Raw genomic sequence first — 13,602 nt, 5'->3', positions numbered from 1 at the left:
CCTCAGGCCGCCGTCGGGACTCTGGCGCGGGCACGGATGCCGCTCCCCGTTCCGGTGAGCGACAGGCTGCCGCCGAGGGCGGCGAGCCGCGCCCGGATGCCGGTGAGGCCGCGGCCCGGCGCGGCCATCGCGCGGGCGGCATCGCCCCCGCCATCGTCGTCCACCGTGAGCATCGCCGTCCGCAGACCGGTCTCCGCCCGCTCCAGGCGCAGGAAGACGCGGCTCGGCCGGCCGTGGCGCAGCGCGTTGGTGAGGAGTTCCTGCGCGATCCGGTAGAGGCTCGCCGCGGCGTCCGGCGGCAGGCTGGAGAGGTCGCCGGCGATGTCGAGATGGAGGCTCGGTCCGGCCCGGAACTGCGACCGCCAGCCCGTGATGAGGTTGCGGAGTGCCTCCACGAGCCCGGCCTCGGTGAGGTCCGGAAGTTCCAGGCGCGCCAGGGCTCCGCGCAAACTCGCGCGCATGGTCGCGACGACGGACTCGATGCCGCGGGCATCCTCGCGCAGATCCTCGCGATCCGGCGGCGCGGCCAGCTCGATCGCGGCGGCGCGCGCGCCCACCGCCGCCAGGCACTGGCCGAAGGCATCGTGCAGGTCGCGGGCGAGCGCCTGCCGCTCCTCCTCCTGAACCGTGACGAGGCGCTGCAACAGGTCGGCGCGCTCGGCCTCGGCGCGGGCGAGGCGCTGGGCGAGCCCGTTGCAGGCGACCGCGATCCGGTCGAACTCGGCGGCGGCGAAGCGCGGCAGGGGACGACGCTGCGCGTCTGCGCCGAGGCTCTCCAGGCCCTGGACGATCCGCGCGGCGGGCGCGACGAGGCGGGCGGCGGCGATCCAGCCGAGGAGCGCCGTCGTGGCGGCGAGCGCGAGGGCGAGGCCGCCCGCGAGGCGCGTCTGACGCCACGCTCGGGCCGCGGCCGCTGCGGGATCGGGCCAGGCCGCGACGCTGCCGATGACGCGGCCGCGATAGACGATGTCGCGCAATGCCGGGCTCGCGTCCCTCGCCAGCATGGTTCGCAGCCAGTCGGGCGCCGCGTCGAGCCCGTCCCAGTCGCCGCAATGGCGGCGCGCGGCTTCCGCGGCGAGGCGGATCTCGGCGCAGATGCCGGGCAGGAGGGTGAGGATGGCCGATGCCGGCTGCGGCGCGGCGGCCGGCATCGCCGCCGGCCCGGCGCTGCCGAGGCCCGGCTGGCGCGCGTACTGCGCCGCGATCCGCGTGGCCGAAACCGCGGCCTCGGCCCGCAGGCTCGCCTGCGCCTCCCAGACGGTCCAGGCGACCGCGCCTGCACAGCACAGCAGGGCGACGGCGAGGAGGCGGAGGCCGAGATGCGCGGGCAGGCTCATGGATGGTCGCCGGGCTCGAAGCGAGGCCCGACTTGGCACCGGAAGCACCGCCTCGGGCAAGCCGTGGGACGCCACGTCGGGAAGAATGCCCGGATACGCGCGGGACGGCTTCCCTGGCCGGCGGGCAATCCGACCCGGAGGATGAGGGCATCGCCCTGTCCGGAGCCCGAGATGCCGCTTCCGCTCACCCGCCGCAGCCTGCTGGCCGGCTCGATCCTGCTGCCGCTCGGCTTGCGCCCGGAGGCGGCCAGGGCGGCCTCGGAAGGCCCCTGCCGGGTCGGTGCCTTCACGGTGACGCCGCTGCGCGACGGTCACTTCCCCCTGGAGCCGAGCATGATCCCGGCCGCCGACAGCGCCGCCGGTCGTGCCCTGCTGCAGGCGGCCGGCCTGCCGCCGGGCGGTCCGTCGCCCGAGCCGGTCAATGCCTTCCTGATCCGGCGTGGCGAGCGGCACTGGCTGCTCGATGCGGGCTGCGGCACCGTGCTCGGCCCGGGCTTCAACCGGGTGACGGCGGCGCTCGCCGCCGAGGGCGTGCGGCCGGATCAGGTCGAGACCATCTGGCTGACGCACCTGCATGCCGACCATGCCGGCGGGCTGCTCACGCCGAGCCGGCTCGCGCGCTTTCCGAACGCCGAGCTCGTGCTGCAGGAGCGGGAGGCCGCGCATTGGTCGGATGCAGGCGCACGGGCCAACGCCTCCGCGGCGCTGGCGCCGTTCTTCGACACGGCGCAGGCGGTGCTCGAGGCCTATGCCGACCGGACGCGCCGCGTCTCCGGGGACGCGGAACTCGCGCCGGGCGTGCATGCCCTGCCGCTGCCCGGCCATACGCCGGGGCATATGGGCGTGCTGATCACGGACGGACCGGAGCGGCTGCTGATCTGGGGCGACATCATCCACTCGCGCCTGCTGCAGATGCCGCATCCGGACTGGACCGTGATCTGGGACGCCGATCCTGCCCAGGCGCTGGCGACGCGCCGCCGCATCCTCGACCGTGCGGCGGCGGAGAGCCTGAGCGTGACCGGGATGCATCTGGCAGCCCGCGGACGGATCGAGCGAATTGACGCGGGCTATGCGCTGATCTGATTGCTTTAAGATTCTCCAGCGCTAAAGGCGCCCCATCATGGGTTTTCATCGCGGTCGCGATTCGACCAGCGCCTCCTTTCGATGCTTCGAGAGTGTCCGGCGGGCTTGAGCGAAGGCGACATCCGCCATCCCGAAGGGATCACCCGGATGTCGTATGAGTTGGATCGAGATCAGCGATTCAAGCCATGCGAATTCAAGGTCGGCTGCTGGCACTGCACGTCACGCCCGCCAATGCCCGCGCCGCGGTGGCCACGCTGGCGGACGCCGCGCAAGAGGCGTCCGGTGACAGCGTGGACCTCGCCTATGTCGATCAAGGCTATACGGGCGAGCGCGCCGCGAAGGCGGCTGCCGTTCGCCGTATCGCCAATGGCCGGACCTTGTGCCGCAAAGTGCAATAAGTGGTCCACGACAGGCTGCATCGACCGTTGCAGATCGCAGTGCCTGCGGGGACGGCTTTGATATCTACGCCATCCCGAGCGCCTGCATGTAGAGCTCAAGGATGGCTTCCTGCTCCTGGCGCTCCGAATGATCCTGCTTTCTGATCTTCAGGATCGCGCGGACGGCCTTCACGTCGAAGCCGCGGCCCTTGAGCTCCTGCATGACGTCGCGGATGTCGCCCGCGATGCCCGCCTTCTCCTCCTCCAGGCGCTCGATCCGTTCGATGAACTGCTTCAGCTCCTCGGCCGCGACGCCGCCGGCACCGGAGATGTCTGCGTTCGGCATCGCATGGGCGTTCATGGCATTCCTCGTGTCCTGTGGGGGGCGCCCCGTGGGGACGGCCGCGTTCTCGATGCGGCGGGCGGGCTCGCGGAGCCCCGCGCCCTCGCACCGAGTGGTAGTGCAGGGCAGTTACCGGAAGCTTGCGGGGCGCGTGCGCCTCAGTGGCCGTGCGATTCGGGCGAAGCCTTGGCGAAGGCCGCCTGCTGGGCCGGGCTCGCCTCGCTCTGGTGGGCCGCCTTCCAGGCCTCGTAGGGCATGCCGTAGACGTGCTCGCGGCTCTCGTCCTTGCTGAGTGCGACGCCCTGCGCATCGGCCGCGTCCTTCAGCCAGTTCGAGAGGCAGTTGCGGCAGAAGCCCGCGAGATTCATCAGGTCGATGTTCTGCACGTCCGTGCGGTTGCGCAGATGGCTGACGAGGCGGCGGAAGACGGCAGCCTCCAACTCGGTCTGGGTCTGCGCGTCGATCTCGGGCTTGATCGGGTCCATGGGCTCGCTCCGTGTGCGACGGGATTCCGCCTCAGGTCGGCGGCGCGGCGCCCGCCGTCAAGCGCGGGCGGGCATCAGCGGGCGCAGGGCGTGGGCGAAGCGTTCGGCCCATTCCGCCTGGCCCTCCGCCCCGGCGATCAGGTCCTGGCGGATCTCCACCAGCGCGTTCGGCAGCCCGCGGGCGGTGGCGTGGCGGTCGATCGTATCGCCGGGCAGGCCGCCGCCATAGGGCTCGTTGTCGCCCACCGTCAGCGCGGCCGGGTCGGCCTCGAGCGCCGCGATCAGCGGCCGGACCAGGCGCTCGTCGCGGTCGTAGAGGATGCCGACCTGCCAGGGCCGCGCCACGCCCCGCCAGTAGGGGGTGAAGCTGTGGATCGTCACCAGCATCGGCGTGACGCCGGCCGCCTGCGCCGCCGCGACGGCGGCGTCGATCGCGCGGTCGAAGGGCTCGTAGAAGCGGGCGATGCGCGCCGCCTTGCCGACCGCGTCGATGCGCGCGTTGCCCGGCACCACGGCGCCGTCGGAGAGGCGCATCACCAGGGTGGGGTCGGCGCGGCCGCGGTTGGGGTCGATGATGAGGCGCGAGAAGTTCGTGAGGATCGCGGGCGCGTTCAGATGCGCCGCGAGGGCGCGCGTCACCGCGGCCGCGCCGATGTCGTAGGCGATGTGCCGGCCGAACTCGGTCTCCGCCACGCCGAGATCGATGTCGGGCGGCACGTGGTTCGAGGCGTGGTCGCAGGCGAGGATCAGGCCGCAGGCCGGATCGCCGGGGAGCGTCTCGACCGGATGGATCGCGGGGCTTTCGGGGCGTGCGGGGGCGTTCACAGGGCCGCTTGGTGTCTTCGCTGGTGTCGTCGGGGTCGGCGCGCGCATAAGCCTTGCCGCGCGCGGCGGCCTCGGGCAAGCACGTATCAAGGATCGTGCGCTCACGGCAAGAAAACGGCCCGTCGCCCGGGAATCAGGGCGAGGACTGCACGAGAGGAAACGGGACCCACGCGAGGAGCCATCATGACCGCCCCCACCGATCCTGCCGTCCGAGAGGCCCGCACCCATCTCGACCGCTTCCTCGCCGCCGGGATCGCCGCGGCCCATCCGGAGAAGTGCCTGCGCGCCCACCTGCCGCCGCCGCCCGCCGGCCGGCTGATCATCCTCGGCGCCGGCAAGGCCGGGGGCAGCATGGCCGCGGTGGCGAGCCGGTTCTACCGCGAGGAGCACGGCGTGCCGGAGGCGCGCATCCTCGGCCTCGCGGTGGCCCGCCACGGCTACGGGCAGGAGGCCCCGGGCATCCACATGGTCGAGGCCGGGCACCCGGTGCCGGACGAGGCCGGCATCGCGGCCACCAAGGAGGCCCTGCGCATCGCGGGCGAGGCGGGCCCGGACGACGAGGTGCTGGTGCTGCTCTCCGGCGGCGGCTCGGCCAACTGGATCGCCCCGGCCGGCGACCTGACGCTGGCGGAGAAGCAGGCGATCACCCGCGCGATGCTGCGCTCCGGCGCGCCGATCGGCGAGATCAACACGGTGCGCAAGCACCTCTCGCGCATCAAGGGCGGGCGCCTCGCCATGGCCGCGCGCAACGCCCGCTCGATCCTGACGCTCGCGATCTCCGACGTGCCCTTCGACGATCCGGCGGTGATCGCCTCGGGGCCGACCGTGCCGGACCCGTCCACCCTGGAGCAGGCGCGCGCCATCTGCGAGCGCCGCGGCATCCCCCTGCCCGAGGCGGCGCAGCGCCTCCTCAACGACCCCAACAACGAGACCCCGAAGGCCGGCGACCCGGCCTTCGCCCGGGCCGAGTACCGCATCATCGCGCGTCCGATCGACGCGCTGGAGGCGGCCGCCGCCGCTGCGCGCGAGGCCGGCTACGAGCCGGTGATGCTGGGCTCGGACCTCGAGGGCGAGGCCCGCGAGGTCGCCGCCGAGCACGCGGAGCTGGCCAAGCGCGCCAAGGCGGATGGGCGCAAGGTGGCGCTGATCTCGGGCGGCGAGCTCACCGTCACCATCCGCGGCGAGGGCCATGGCGGTCCGAACCAGGAATACGCCCTGGCGCTCGCCATCGCGCTCGCGGGCGAGACCGGCATCCGCGGCATCGCCGCCGACACGGACGGCACCGATGGCGGGCGCGGCGAGGCGACCGACCCGGCCGGCGGCCTCGTCGACGAGACGACGCTGAAGCGGGCCCGCGCCGCCGGCCTCGATCCGGCCGCGATGCTCGCCGACAACGATTCCACGCGCTTCTTCGAGACCATCGGCGATCTCGTCCGTCCAGGCCCCACCCGCACCAATGTCAACGACTGCCGCATCATCCTCGTCGGCTGATTTCTCACGGATTGTGCGTCGCGGTTCCGCGGCGCTGCTCATCGGGGCGGCGGGGCTTCTCGCTGCCGCCCCGGCCCGGGCGGACCTGCGCCTGTGCAACCTGACGCCGAGCAAGGTCGGCATCGCGCTGGGCTACCGCGACCCGCAGGGCTGGGTCACGGAGGGCTGGTGGGATCTCTCGCCGAAGGCCTGCGAGACCCTGCTCCGGGGCGCGCTCGCGGCGCGGTTCTACTACGTCTTCGCGGTGGACTACACGCGCGGCGGCGAGTGGAGCGGGCGCTCGATGATGTGCACCCGCGATGCCGAGTTCACCATCCGCGGCGTCGAGGATTGCCTCGCCCGCGGCTACGATCGGAACGGCTTCTTCGAGGTGGACACGGGCGAGCAGAAGAGCTGGACCATCCAGCTCACCGACCCGAACCAGCCGGTGGCGCCGCAGCCCTGACGCGCGGGGTGGGCGCGGAACGCTGCGGGGCGGCCCGCCGTTTCCGGCAGCGATGCAGCCCCGGAAGCCGCCCGTGATCCGATTCCTCCCCGTCCTTCTCCTCGCCCTCTGGCTAGGGCCGGTCCAGGGTGCGCTGGCGCAGGCGGCCGCGGCGCCCCCGCCGCCCGAGCCGGAGATCGTGGTCGAGGAGCCGAGGCCCGGGCCGCCCCCGCCCCTGCCCGACATCGCGGACCCGAATTCCCGCACCGGCGAGTCCCTCGGGGAGCCGGGCCCGCGCTCCGGCATCCCGAAGGCCCTGCGCGGCTCGGCGGCGAAGTCGGGCGGCCCGGCCAACGACCTGAATCCGAGTGGGCAGCCGGAGGAGGCGCCCCTGCCGAAGGCCGACCTCGCCGCGGTGCTCGCCGGCAAGGCCCTGTTCCACGGCAACTATTGCGGGGCTGGCCAGCAGGGCGAAGGCTTGCCGCCCACCGACGACCTCGACGCCGCCTGCATGCGCCACGATGCCTGCTACGACGCGGCCGGCTACCGCTCCTGCGCCTGCGACGCCGCCCTGAAGCGCGAGGCGGGAGCCGTCTCGGAGCGGCCCGGCCTGTCGCGCCAGGTGCGCGAGCGGGCGCTCAGCGTCACCGAGGCCGCCGACGCGATGGGCTGCAAGGCCCCCTGAATCCGGGTTTCCAAAGGGGTGACCCCTTTGGGATCCCGGGGCGGTCAGGCGCCGGGCGTGACCGCCGGCTCGATCCCGAAGATCGCATGGACCGGGCGGCCGGCGGCGAGGTCCGCCTCCCACTGCGCCTCGCGGGCGAGCTTGGCCTGCGCGTCGCCGATGCGCGTCCGCACCGTGGCGGGTGCGAGCGCCACGAGGTCGTCGTCGTCGCCGATGATCCCGGCGTCCGGCTCGCCCATGGGCACGTCGTCGTGTTCGGGCTCGGCATGGGCTGGTCCGCCGCGGCGAGCGCGCTCAGGCCCGAGGTCGAGTCCGTGACAGTGGTCGAGTTCGGCCCGGCGGTGATCGCCCTGCACGAGGCCCTCGGCATCTTCGCGCAGCTGCCGCCCGAGGCGCGCGCCAAGATCCGGATCGTGCGCGGGGACGCCCATGCCTGGATGCCGGACGGGCCGGTGGACCTGCTGATGCCGGACATCTGGCTGCCGCTGGTCTCCGACGGCCGCGTCGCGGAGGTGCGCCGCATGCAGGCGAAGGTGCGGGCCGGCGCCGTCTATTTCTGGGGCCAGGAGATGGAGATCGCGCGGCACGCCGCCCTGGCGGGGCGCGACCTCGACGACGACGGCATCCGGGCCACCATCGCCGATGTCGATCTGCTGCTGATCGGCCCGGACATGCCCGGCTACGCGGAGAAGGTGCGCCTCGCGGCACAGCGGCCCATGCGCGGGCGCTGGCTGGCCGGGGCGTCGCGCGCTCCGAAATAGACGTGGATGCCGGGACGGCCCGGCGGGAGGACAGGGGTGAGCATGCGCTACGGCAGCACGAAGAAGGTCCTGGTCACGGGGGGCGCCGGTTTCCTCGGCTCGCATCTGTGCGACCGCTTGGTGGCGCAGGGCCACGAGGTACTCTGCCTCGACAACTTCTTCACCGGCACGCGCTACAACATCCGTCATCTGCTGGACAGGCCGAACTTCGAGCTGATGCGTCACGACGTGACCTTCCCGCTCTACGTCGAGGTGGACGAGATCTACAATCTCGCCTGCCCGGCCTCGCCGGTGCATTACCAGTTCGACCCCGTGCAGACGACGAAGACGAGCGTACACGGGGCGATCAACATGCTCGGCCTCGCCAAGCGGGTGAAGGCGAAGGTATTCCAGGCATCGACCTCGGAGGTCTACGGGGATCCCGAGGTGCATCCCCAGCCGGAGGAGTACTGGGGCCAGGTCAACCCGATCGGCTTCCGCTCCTGCTACGACGAGGGCAAGCGCTGCGCCGAGACGCTGTTCTTCGACTATCACCGCCAGCACAAGGTGCAGATCAAGGTGGTGCGGATCTTCAACACCTACGGCCCGCGGATGCATCCGAACGACGGGCGCGTGGTCTCGAACCTGATCATGCAGGCCCTGCGGGGGGAGGACATCACCCTCTACGGCGACGGGCAGCAGACGCGCTCGTTCTGCTACGTGGACGACATGATCGAGGCGATCCTGCGCATGATGGCGACCGGGCCCGAAATCACCGGCCCGATCAATGTCGGCAGCCAGGACGAGATCACGATCCGGCAGCTCGCCGAGGTCGTCTGCGCGGTCACGCAGTCGAAATCCCGGCTGATCTTCCGCCCCCTCCCCTCGGACGACCCGCGCCGCCGCCAGCCCGACATCACCAAGGCCCGGCAGGTTCTCGGCTGGGAGCCGACGACGCGGCTGCGCGCGGGCGTGGAGCGGACGGCCGCCTATTTCGCGGACCTGCTGGCCCGGCAGGGGGCCGTGCGCGACCGCGATCCCGGGGCGGGCGTGCCTCCGAGCTGATTGCCGGCGCCTCCGCCTCTGTCCGCGGCCACAACCACGGCTATTGGCAGGGTCCGGTCTGCGACGGCTTGCAACAGCGTTAACCCTTCGGCATTGCTACCCAGGGTTGCATTTATGCGATCCGGTAGTATGGCGATGGGAGGGTTGATGAGCACGGATGCCGCCACGATTGATCTCGCCGCGAACATCGTTTCCGCCTACGTCATGCGGAACGACGTCCCGCAAGCGCAGATGCCGGATCTGCTTCGGCAGGTGCATGCGGCACTGACACGGCTGAGTGTCCCCGCGGCCGCGGCGGTACAGAAGCCGAGCCCGTCGCAGATCAAGGCCTCGATCCGCGCGGATGGGCTGATCAGCTTCGAGGACGGCAAGTCCTACAAGGTCCTGCGTCGGCACCTGACCACCCGCGGCCTGACGCCGGAGGCCTATTGCCGGAAATGGGGCCTGCCCCGCGACTACCCGATGGTCGCTCCCGCCTATAGCGACGTCCGGTCCCGGATCTCCCGGGAGATCGGCCTCAACGCCTCGCGCGAGCGGGCGTGACCGCGCCGGAGACGGTGTCGCGCATGCGAGCCGGCCCGGCCGGGCAGGTGCGGCGTTATGCACGATCGCGTCGGCATTCGCGATGATCGACAGATCTCGCGCAGGCGACAGGTAAATTGATTCGGGGTTTTCGACGGCTGCCAGGATTGTGAATTCGTCCGTCGAGAATTCTGGATGGAAAAATGATTTTCATCGCAGAACAGGGCTTGCCCTTCGGCTGCGTGTGATAAATCGACACTGCGGGGGTGCATCTTGGGAATACGATAATGACGGAAGAAGCCGCACGTACCAAATCTGACCTTGTCGAACTCGCGGGCGACATCGCCGCCGCCTACGTGTCGAACAACTCGGTCCCGGCCGGCGAGCTCGGTGCCCTGCTCGCGAGCATCCACGCGACGCTGGTCGGCATCGCGAGCGGCGCGGCGGCGTCGAGCCCGGTGGAGGAGGTCGAGAAGCCGACCCCGGCCCAGATCCGCAGGTCGATCACGCCGGACGGCGTGATCAGCTTCATCGACGGCAAGTCCTACAAGACGCTGAAGCGCCATCTCACGACGCACGGGCTCGATCCGCGCGCCTATCGCGAGCGCTACGGCCTGCCCTCCGACTATCCGATGGTCGCGCCGAATTACGCGGCCCAGCGCTCGGCGCTGGCCAAGCAGATCGGCCTCGGCCGCCCCGGAGCCCAGGCCGCGCGCGAGGCGGCGCCGGACCAGGCCGCCGGGCGGCGCCGCAAGGCGGCCTGAGCGCCCGCTCTGGGCGTCTCCGAATGCGCGGGGGAGCCCGGCAGGACACGGCTCGGAGCCGTGCTCGATCCAGCGTGATCGGGCACGGTCCCGGAAACCCGGATCCCCTGCCCGGGGCTCACGCCGCGGCCTGAGCCTTCTTCCGGCGCCCGCGCGGCTTCGGCGTCGCCGCAGGGGTCTCGGCGGGGGCAGGCGGGGCCGGCGGGGGCTGCTCGGCCTTCCGGCCGAGGCCGAGGCTGCGCGCCAGGGCGGAGCGCTGCTCGGAATAGCTCACCGCTGTCATCGGGTAATCGGCGGGAAGGCCGAAGCGCTCGCGATAGCTGTGCGGATCGAGCCCGTGGCCAGCCAAGTGACGCTTCAGCGTCTTGTAGCTCTTCCCATCGATGAAGCTGACCAGGCCGTCCCGGGAGATGCTCTTGCGGACCTGGGCGGGCGTCGGCTTCGGAGCGGCCGGCTCGGCGACCTCGGCCGGCTTGCCGAGGCTGCACAGGGCCTCGTGCACGCTGCCGATCAGGCTCGACAGCTCGGCAACCTGAACGTGATTTCGGGTCACATAGGCCGAGACGATCTCCGCGGTCATCTCGACCTGTTCGATATGGATCGCTTTGCTGCTGTCGCTCATGGCCTGCTCCAAGAAATGAATGATATTTCCGCTCACATCCCGCGGCAAAGTTCAAGCGACGAATTCGTTCATGATCGGCCGAGTTCGACACGATGCACACGGAAGTTCTTGTCCAGATGGGTCCAGGCGGGCGCGGATTGCCTCGACCGCCCGATCGACAGCCGCTTTCATTGCCGGCGTGATCCGCCGCCGCAGGGGCGGCTGGCCGGCTCGGTCAACGATGATCCGACGCGGATCGTCCAGCCGCGGCTGGCATCGGCTCGCGCCCTGGTTCGGTCCCGCTCTGCGCCGGAGCCGCTGCAATTTCCTGCATGTTCCGTGCGTGTCTCGGCGCCGCATACCTAATCTGATGCATGACGCTGGCCCCGCCGGGGTCCTAACCCTACCCGCTCACGCAGCCACGAAGGTATCGGCGGGAGGGGCGATGCGGCGAATGAAGCGATCTTTGGCGTGGCTGGAGCGCCGGAACTACCGGCCGGCCCTGAGGGAGCGGATCGCGCAGCGCGTCTCCCGCCGGCGCAGGCTCGGCGCGGCGCCGGCCTCGACCGCCGGCGGCCGCCCGAGCGCGTCGCCATTCCAGTCCGGACCCGCCGGATGGGGGGTGGTCTGGCGCGATCCCGCGGCCCTGACGGTGTGGCCTGATGCCGATCGATCCCGGGACGCGGATGATCTGCCCTGAGGGCATAAGGGGCGGCCGGGCTGAGGGGGTTTCCACACCTGATCGAGCAGCAGGTCGGGGCGAGCTTCCCCTTCGTAAGCTCGGCCATTTGTCAGCATCGACGAGGAGGTATCTCTCCCGATCGTAGCAACTGCGTAGTTAGTGTTCTGGCACACGGCGAAGGCGGAGAATAACGTTATCACTGGGCTGCGGCAGACAACTGGTTTGGGGAGGATTTCGTGAGCCACCTGAGCCTATCACTGGCCGAAGCTAGACTGTTGCGGCGACTCGCCGGCCGATCGCAGAAAGAGTTTTGCGATTGCGATGCGAGCGCCTTACAGCGCCGGGGCCTCGCGACACTCGATCCCGTCAAGCGCCTGCTCGTCATCACCGAACATGGCGAGCGTCTCATGCATCAGGTTCGCCGCGATAGCGGACGAATTTGATCGCCATCATATTCGCGGCTCGACCCGGGAATAGATGGTGTTTATATCATGAACAAAATGCTTTGAATGCATTTTGCCGACTCGAGATTTAGAACAAATCGGAGACGGTCGGCGCCGTATCATGCCGGCCCGCAGGGATCGATACCGCACGCCCGGAACGAAAACGCCCGCCGCGGCGAACCGGGCGGGCTTCAAGTCGATCCCTGGGAGGAAACGCCACCGAAGCGGCACGACCTCGGCGTAGCATGTGGCATGCCAGACGTTGCGTGCGCTCCCGCACCTGTCATCGAACCGTCATGCGTTCCCGGCCCGCACGCGGCACCCGGATCCACGGATGTGAACTGTCGTCGGAGCCTGACGGCGTGCTGCCGCGTTCGGCCCGGCATGGACCGGCTCACCGACCGCAGGACACGGCCCTGCGGTGCGTGCTTCGCAGACGAAGCCCGGTCTCCGGGTCGTTTCAATGTCAGGCTGTCAGGATGGGCCCGTACGACGATGCCGTCGTCACCAAGCCGCCGTGATGGCACCAACCGTTCGATCCGAAACGTAAGGATCAGGTTGGTGCGGCCAAGAGGACTCGAAACTCGGCCTCTCGTCGTACCTACCTGAAAAATCAGCACATTTTCGATGTCCCGGCCTTGAAGGTGTGCATGGACGGTGTGCGAGTGTCAAGCACGGCCATCATCGACGCCACTCATCCATCACTGACGCAATCCGTTCGTCGCGGTCGATCTCCTCGATCACTGCGGCAACCTCGGCAGCAAGGCCGTCCGGCAGGTAGGCAGCGACCGCGCTGAGGTTAGCCCGCAGTTGGCTCACAGTGGCTGGTTTCAACCTGTTCCAGCCGCGACTACGGAATTCGTAGTCCCTGATGAATGTTGGCCCACGCTGAAGCCAGCGGCGCGCAAAGTCCCTTTTCGAGCGAACTAACCCGAACCGTGTGAGCCTATCAACGTAATTTATTAGATTAATAGCTAACACAAATCCCTCAATGAGTAAATACTGTAGGATATTTAAGCATATCTAAGTGAAATAGAGGACGTATTTTATGAACAATTTCGATGCAATTGAAATCGCAAACCATCTCGTATTACAAAAACTGCTGGCGAACCACCTATCTGCCTCTCCTCACTACGCCACCTATGAAATCGCCGCGGTCATCATCACGGTTGAGCCGTCACGACATCGAACAGGCATTCCAGCCGGCGCAACCTGTCTACGGTACATCATCACACATCCCGGTGAGCTTTGGTCCTTTGTTGCCCGTGCGGTCTGGAATGAGGACCGCCTGTATGAGCCATGCGCCACTCATGTCCGCATCACCAGCTACGATGACTTGAGCGGCAAAGATGATCGATACATTCCAGCATCAATAAACAGATGGGCACAGACCCTCGATCTATAATACATACCCGGAACATGACATTTTTCTTGACAATAGTAGATATATAAATACAATCTAATAATACACCAGGGCTTCTAAGATGCTGGCCCGGCAAAAGCGTAGCCCGATCCTTTGCTGAGGTCGGAGCGTGGCAGGTGAGCCAAGGAGATGGAAGCTGCTCCAGTCCGGTCCAATCCCGGTCAAGGCTTCAGAAAGAGGATCGCTCTGTCAGACACGACAACGATCCGTCTCAGAGTCCGTCCGATAAGTCATGAGGCGCGTCCCAGCCGTCGAACGAGGATCATGACGGCAGCGGCGTAGAGGAAGGCTTGGGCCGAGGCGAGGGTCGCC

General features: G+C 69.3%; 17 protein-coding genes. 11 read left to right on the top strand and 6 right to left on the bottom strand.

The genetic code is table 11. The annotated features are described in order from the left end of the window. Positions 1 to 2: 2 nt before the first annotated feature. Complete coding sequence (locus MTDSW087_RS14285; protein WP_144764962.1) at positions 3 to 1,337, bottom strand: sensor histidine kinase; 1,335 nt, start codon at positions 1,335 to 1,337, stop codon at positions 3 to 5. Positions 1,338 to 1,508: 171 nt separating this feature from the next. Here MTDSW087_RS14285 and MTDSW087_RS14280 point away from each other — a divergent pair, with 171 nt between their 5' ends. Both MTDSW087_RS14280 and MTDSW087_RS14275 read left to right on the top strand, forming a co-directional pair. Further along, on the top strand, positions 1,509 to 2,420 hold the full coding sequence (locus tag MTDSW087_RS14280; protein ID WP_144764960.1) for an MBL fold metallo-hydrolase: 912 nt from the start codon (positions 1,509 to 1,511) through the stop codon (positions 2,418 to 2,420). Between the two features lie 185 nt (positions 2,421 to 2,605). Further along, the gene (locus MTDSW087_RS14275) at positions 2,606 to 2,818 is read left to right on the top strand and encodes a hypothetical protein (protein ID WP_210248288.1); all 213 of its coding nucleotides are present in this window, start codon (positions 2,606 to 2,608) and stop codon (positions 2,816 to 2,818) included. Positions 2,819 to 2,882: 64 nt separating this feature from the next. On the opposite strand, the gene MTDSW087_RS14270 is transcribed toward MTDSW087_RS14275, so the two are convergent. From MTDSW087_RS14270 to MTDSW087_RS14260, 3 genes are all read right to left on the bottom strand, one after another. Further along, positions 2,883 to 3,158 carry a DUF2312 domain-containing protein gene (locus MTDSW087_RS14270; RefSeq protein WP_144764958.1) on the bottom strand — a complete coding sequence of 92 codons (276 nt, stop codon included), beginning with the start codon at positions 3,156 to 3,158 and terminating at the stop codon, positions 2,883 to 2,885. Between the two features lie 140 nt (positions 3,159 to 3,298). Continuing rightward, a complete protein-coding gene (locus MTDSW087_RS14265; RefSeq protein WP_144764956.1) occupies positions 3,299 to 3,625 on the bottom strand; it encodes a DUF1244 domain-containing protein in 327 nt (108 codons plus the stop codon). Between the two features lie 57 nt (positions 3,626 to 3,682). Continuing rightward, positions 3,683 to 4,498 (bottom strand): N-formylglutamate amidohydrolase, encoded by an 816-nt coding sequence (locus MTDSW087_RS14260; RefSeq protein ID WP_144764954.1) that lies wholly within the window; start codon positions 4,496 to 4,498, stop codon positions 3,683 to 3,685. A gap of 135 nt (positions 4,499 to 4,633) precedes the next feature. Here MTDSW087_RS14260 and MTDSW087_RS14255 point away from each other — a divergent pair, with 135 nt between their 5' ends. The 3 genes from MTDSW087_RS14255 to MTDSW087_RS14245 all read left to right on the top strand — a co-directional run bounded on the left by MTDSW087_RS14255 (position 4,634) and on the right by MTDSW087_RS14245 (position 7,050). Continuing rightward, on the top strand, positions 4,634 to 5,941 hold the full coding sequence (locus MTDSW087_RS14255; protein ID WP_144764952.1) for a glycerate kinase type-2 family protein: 1,308 nt from the start codon (positions 4,634 to 4,636) through the stop codon (positions 5,939 to 5,941). Further along, on the top strand, positions 5,907 to 6,386 hold the full coding sequence (locus MTDSW087_RS14250) for a DUF1036 domain-containing protein (protein ID WP_238179458.1): 480 nt from the start codon (positions 5,907 to 5,909) through the stop codon (positions 6,384 to 6,386). Before MTDSW087_RS14255 ends, MTDSW087_RS14250 begins: the two co-directional genes overlap by 35 nt. Before the next feature lie 133 nt (positions 6,387 to 6,519). Beyond that, positions 6,520 to 7,050 (top strand): phospholipase A2 family protein, encoded by a 531-nt coding sequence (locus MTDSW087_RS14245; protein ID WP_373322025.1) that lies wholly within the window; start codon positions 6,520 to 6,522, stop codon positions 7,048 to 7,050. A 44-nt stretch (positions 7,051 to 7,094) separates the two neighbouring features. On the opposite strand, the gene MTDSW087_RS14240 is transcribed toward MTDSW087_RS14245, so the two are convergent. Next, positions 7,095 to 7,289, bottom strand: a complete 195-nt coding sequence (locus tag MTDSW087_RS14240) for a hypothetical protein (protein ID WP_186383848.1) — start codon at positions 7,287 to 7,289, stop codon at positions 7,095 to 7,097. Between the two features lie 27 nt (positions 7,290 to 7,316). Between MTDSW087_RS14240 and MTDSW087_RS14235 the strand changes: the two genes are divergently transcribed. From MTDSW087_RS14235 to MTDSW087_RS14220, 4 genes are all read left to right on the top strand, one after another. Then, positions 7,317 to 7,811, top strand: coding sequence for a hypothetical protein (locus MTDSW087_RS14235; RefSeq protein ID WP_144764948.1), 495 nt, complete (start codon positions 7,317 to 7,319; stop codon positions 7,809 to 7,811). Positions 7,812 to 7,853: 42 nt separating this feature from the next. After that, complete coding sequence (locus tag MTDSW087_RS14230) at positions 7,854 to 8,855, top strand: UDP-glucuronic acid decarboxylase family protein (RefSeq protein WP_144765105.1); 1,002 nt, start codon at positions 7,854 to 7,856, stop codon at positions 8,853 to 8,855. A 147-nt stretch (positions 8,856 to 9,002) separates the two neighbouring features. Then, positions 9,003 to 9,398 carry a Ros/MucR family transcriptional regulator gene (locus MTDSW087_RS14225; RefSeq protein WP_144764946.1) on the top strand — a complete coding sequence of 132 codons (396 nt, stop codon included), beginning with the start codon at positions 9,003 to 9,005 and terminating at the stop codon, positions 9,396 to 9,398. A gap of 266 nt (positions 9,399 to 9,664) precedes the next feature. After that, on the top strand, positions 9,665 to 10,141 hold the full coding sequence (locus tag MTDSW087_RS14220; protein ID WP_144764944.1) for a Ros/MucR family transcriptional regulator: 477 nt from the start codon (positions 9,665 to 9,667) through the stop codon (positions 10,139 to 10,141). A gap of 118 nt (positions 10,142 to 10,259) precedes the next feature. On the opposite strand, the gene MTDSW087_RS14215 is transcribed toward MTDSW087_RS14220, so the two are convergent. After that, positions 10,260 to 10,763 carry a Ros/MucR family transcriptional regulator gene (locus MTDSW087_RS14215; RefSeq protein WP_144764942.1) on the bottom strand — a complete coding sequence of 168 codons (504 nt, stop codon included), beginning with the start codon at positions 10,761 to 10,763 and terminating at the stop codon, positions 10,260 to 10,262. A gap of 897 nt (positions 10,764 to 11,660) precedes the next feature. On the opposite strand from MTDSW087_RS14215, the gene MTDSW087_RS14210 reads away from it, so the two are divergent. Together MTDSW087_RS14210 and MTDSW087_RS14205 are read left to right on the top strand one after the other, a co-directional pair. Further along, the gene (locus MTDSW087_RS14210; protein WP_144764939.1) at positions 11,661 to 11,867 is read left to right on the top strand and encodes a hypothetical protein; all 207 of its coding nucleotides are present in this window, start codon (positions 11,661 to 11,663) and stop codon (positions 11,865 to 11,867) included. Positions 11,868 to 12,915: 1,048 nt separating this feature from the next. Further along, positions 12,916 to 13,272, top strand: a complete 357-nt coding sequence (locus tag MTDSW087_RS14205) for a hypothetical protein (protein ID WP_144764937.1) — start codon at positions 12,916 to 12,918, stop codon at positions 13,270 to 13,272. Positions 13,273 to 13,602: the final 330 nt, after the last annotated feature.

Source organism: Methylobacterium dankookense (genome assembly GCF_902141855.1).
Classification (GTDB): domain Bacteria; phylum Pseudomonadota; class Alphaproteobacteria; order Rhizobiales; family Beijerinckiaceae; genus Methylobacterium; species Methylobacterium dankookense.
The sequence above is the reverse complement of the archived record's forward strand: the minus strand, read 5'-3'. Positions and strand labels throughout refer to the sequence as shown.

What these genes read in the sequence shown, in the direction of transcription:
- MTDSW087_RS14230 (WP_144765105.1), top strand. Translation starts at nt 7,854, where the DNA reads ATGCGCTACGGCAGCACGAAGAAGGTCCTGGTCACGGGGGGCGCCGGT.
- MTDSW087_RS14260 (WP_144764954.1), bottom strand. Translation starts at nt 4,498, where the DNA reads ATGCGCGCGCCGACCCCGACGACACCAGCGAAGACACCAAGCGGCCCT.
- MTDSW087_RS14285 (WP_144764962.1), bottom strand. Translation starts at nt 1,337, where the DNA reads ATGAGCCTGCCCGCGCATCTCGGCCTCCGCCTCCTCGCCGTCGCCCTG.
- MTDSW087_RS14215 (WP_144764942.1), bottom strand. Translation starts at nt 10,763, where the DNA reads ATGAGCGACAGCAGCAAAGCGATCCATATCGAACAGGTCGAGATGACC.
- MTDSW087_RS14220 (WP_144764944.1), top strand. Translation starts at nt 9,665, where the DNA reads ATGACGGAAGAAGCCGCACGTACCAAATCTGACCTTGTCGAACTCGCG.
- MTDSW087_RS14205 (WP_144764937.1), top strand. Translation starts at nt 12,916, where the DNA reads ATGAACAATTTCGATGCAATTGAAATCGCAAACCATCTCGTATTACAA.
- MTDSW087_RS14275 (WP_210248288.1), top strand. Translation starts at nt 2,606, where the DNA reads ATGCGAATTCAAGGTCGGCTGCTGGCACTGCACGTCACGCCCGCCAAT.
- MTDSW087_RS14225 (WP_144764946.1), top strand. Translation starts at nt 9,003, where the DNA reads ATGAGCACGGATGCCGCCACGATTGATCTCGCCGCGAACATCGTTTCC.
- MTDSW087_RS14265 (WP_144764956.1), bottom strand. Translation starts at nt 3,625, where the DNA reads ATGGACCCGATCAAGCCCGAGATCGACGCGCAGACCCAGACCGAGTTG.
- MTDSW087_RS14240 (WP_186383848.1), bottom strand. Translation starts at nt 7,289, where the DNA reads ATGGGCGAGCCGGACGCCGGGATCATCGGCGACGACGACGACCTCGTG.
- MTDSW087_RS14255 (WP_144764952.1), top strand. Translation starts at nt 4,634, where the DNA reads ATGACCGCCCCCACCGATCCTGCCGTCCGAGAGGCCCGCACCCATCTC.
- MTDSW087_RS14235 (WP_144764948.1), top strand. Translation starts at nt 7,317, where the DNA reads ATGGGCTGGTCCGCCGCGGCGAGCGCGCTCAGGCCCGAGGTCGAGTCC.
- MTDSW087_RS14280 (WP_144764960.1), top strand. Translation starts at nt 1,509, where the DNA reads ATGCCGCTTCCGCTCACCCGCCGCAGCCTGCTGGCCGGCTCGATCCTG.
- MTDSW087_RS14250 (WP_238179458.1), top strand. Translation starts at nt 5,907, where the DNA reads ATGTCAACGACTGCCGCATCATCCTCGTCGGCTGATTTCTCACGGATT.
- MTDSW087_RS14270 (WP_144764958.1), bottom strand. Translation starts at nt 3,158, where the DNA reads ATGAACGCCCATGCGATGCCGAACGCAGACATCTCCGGTGCCGGCGGC.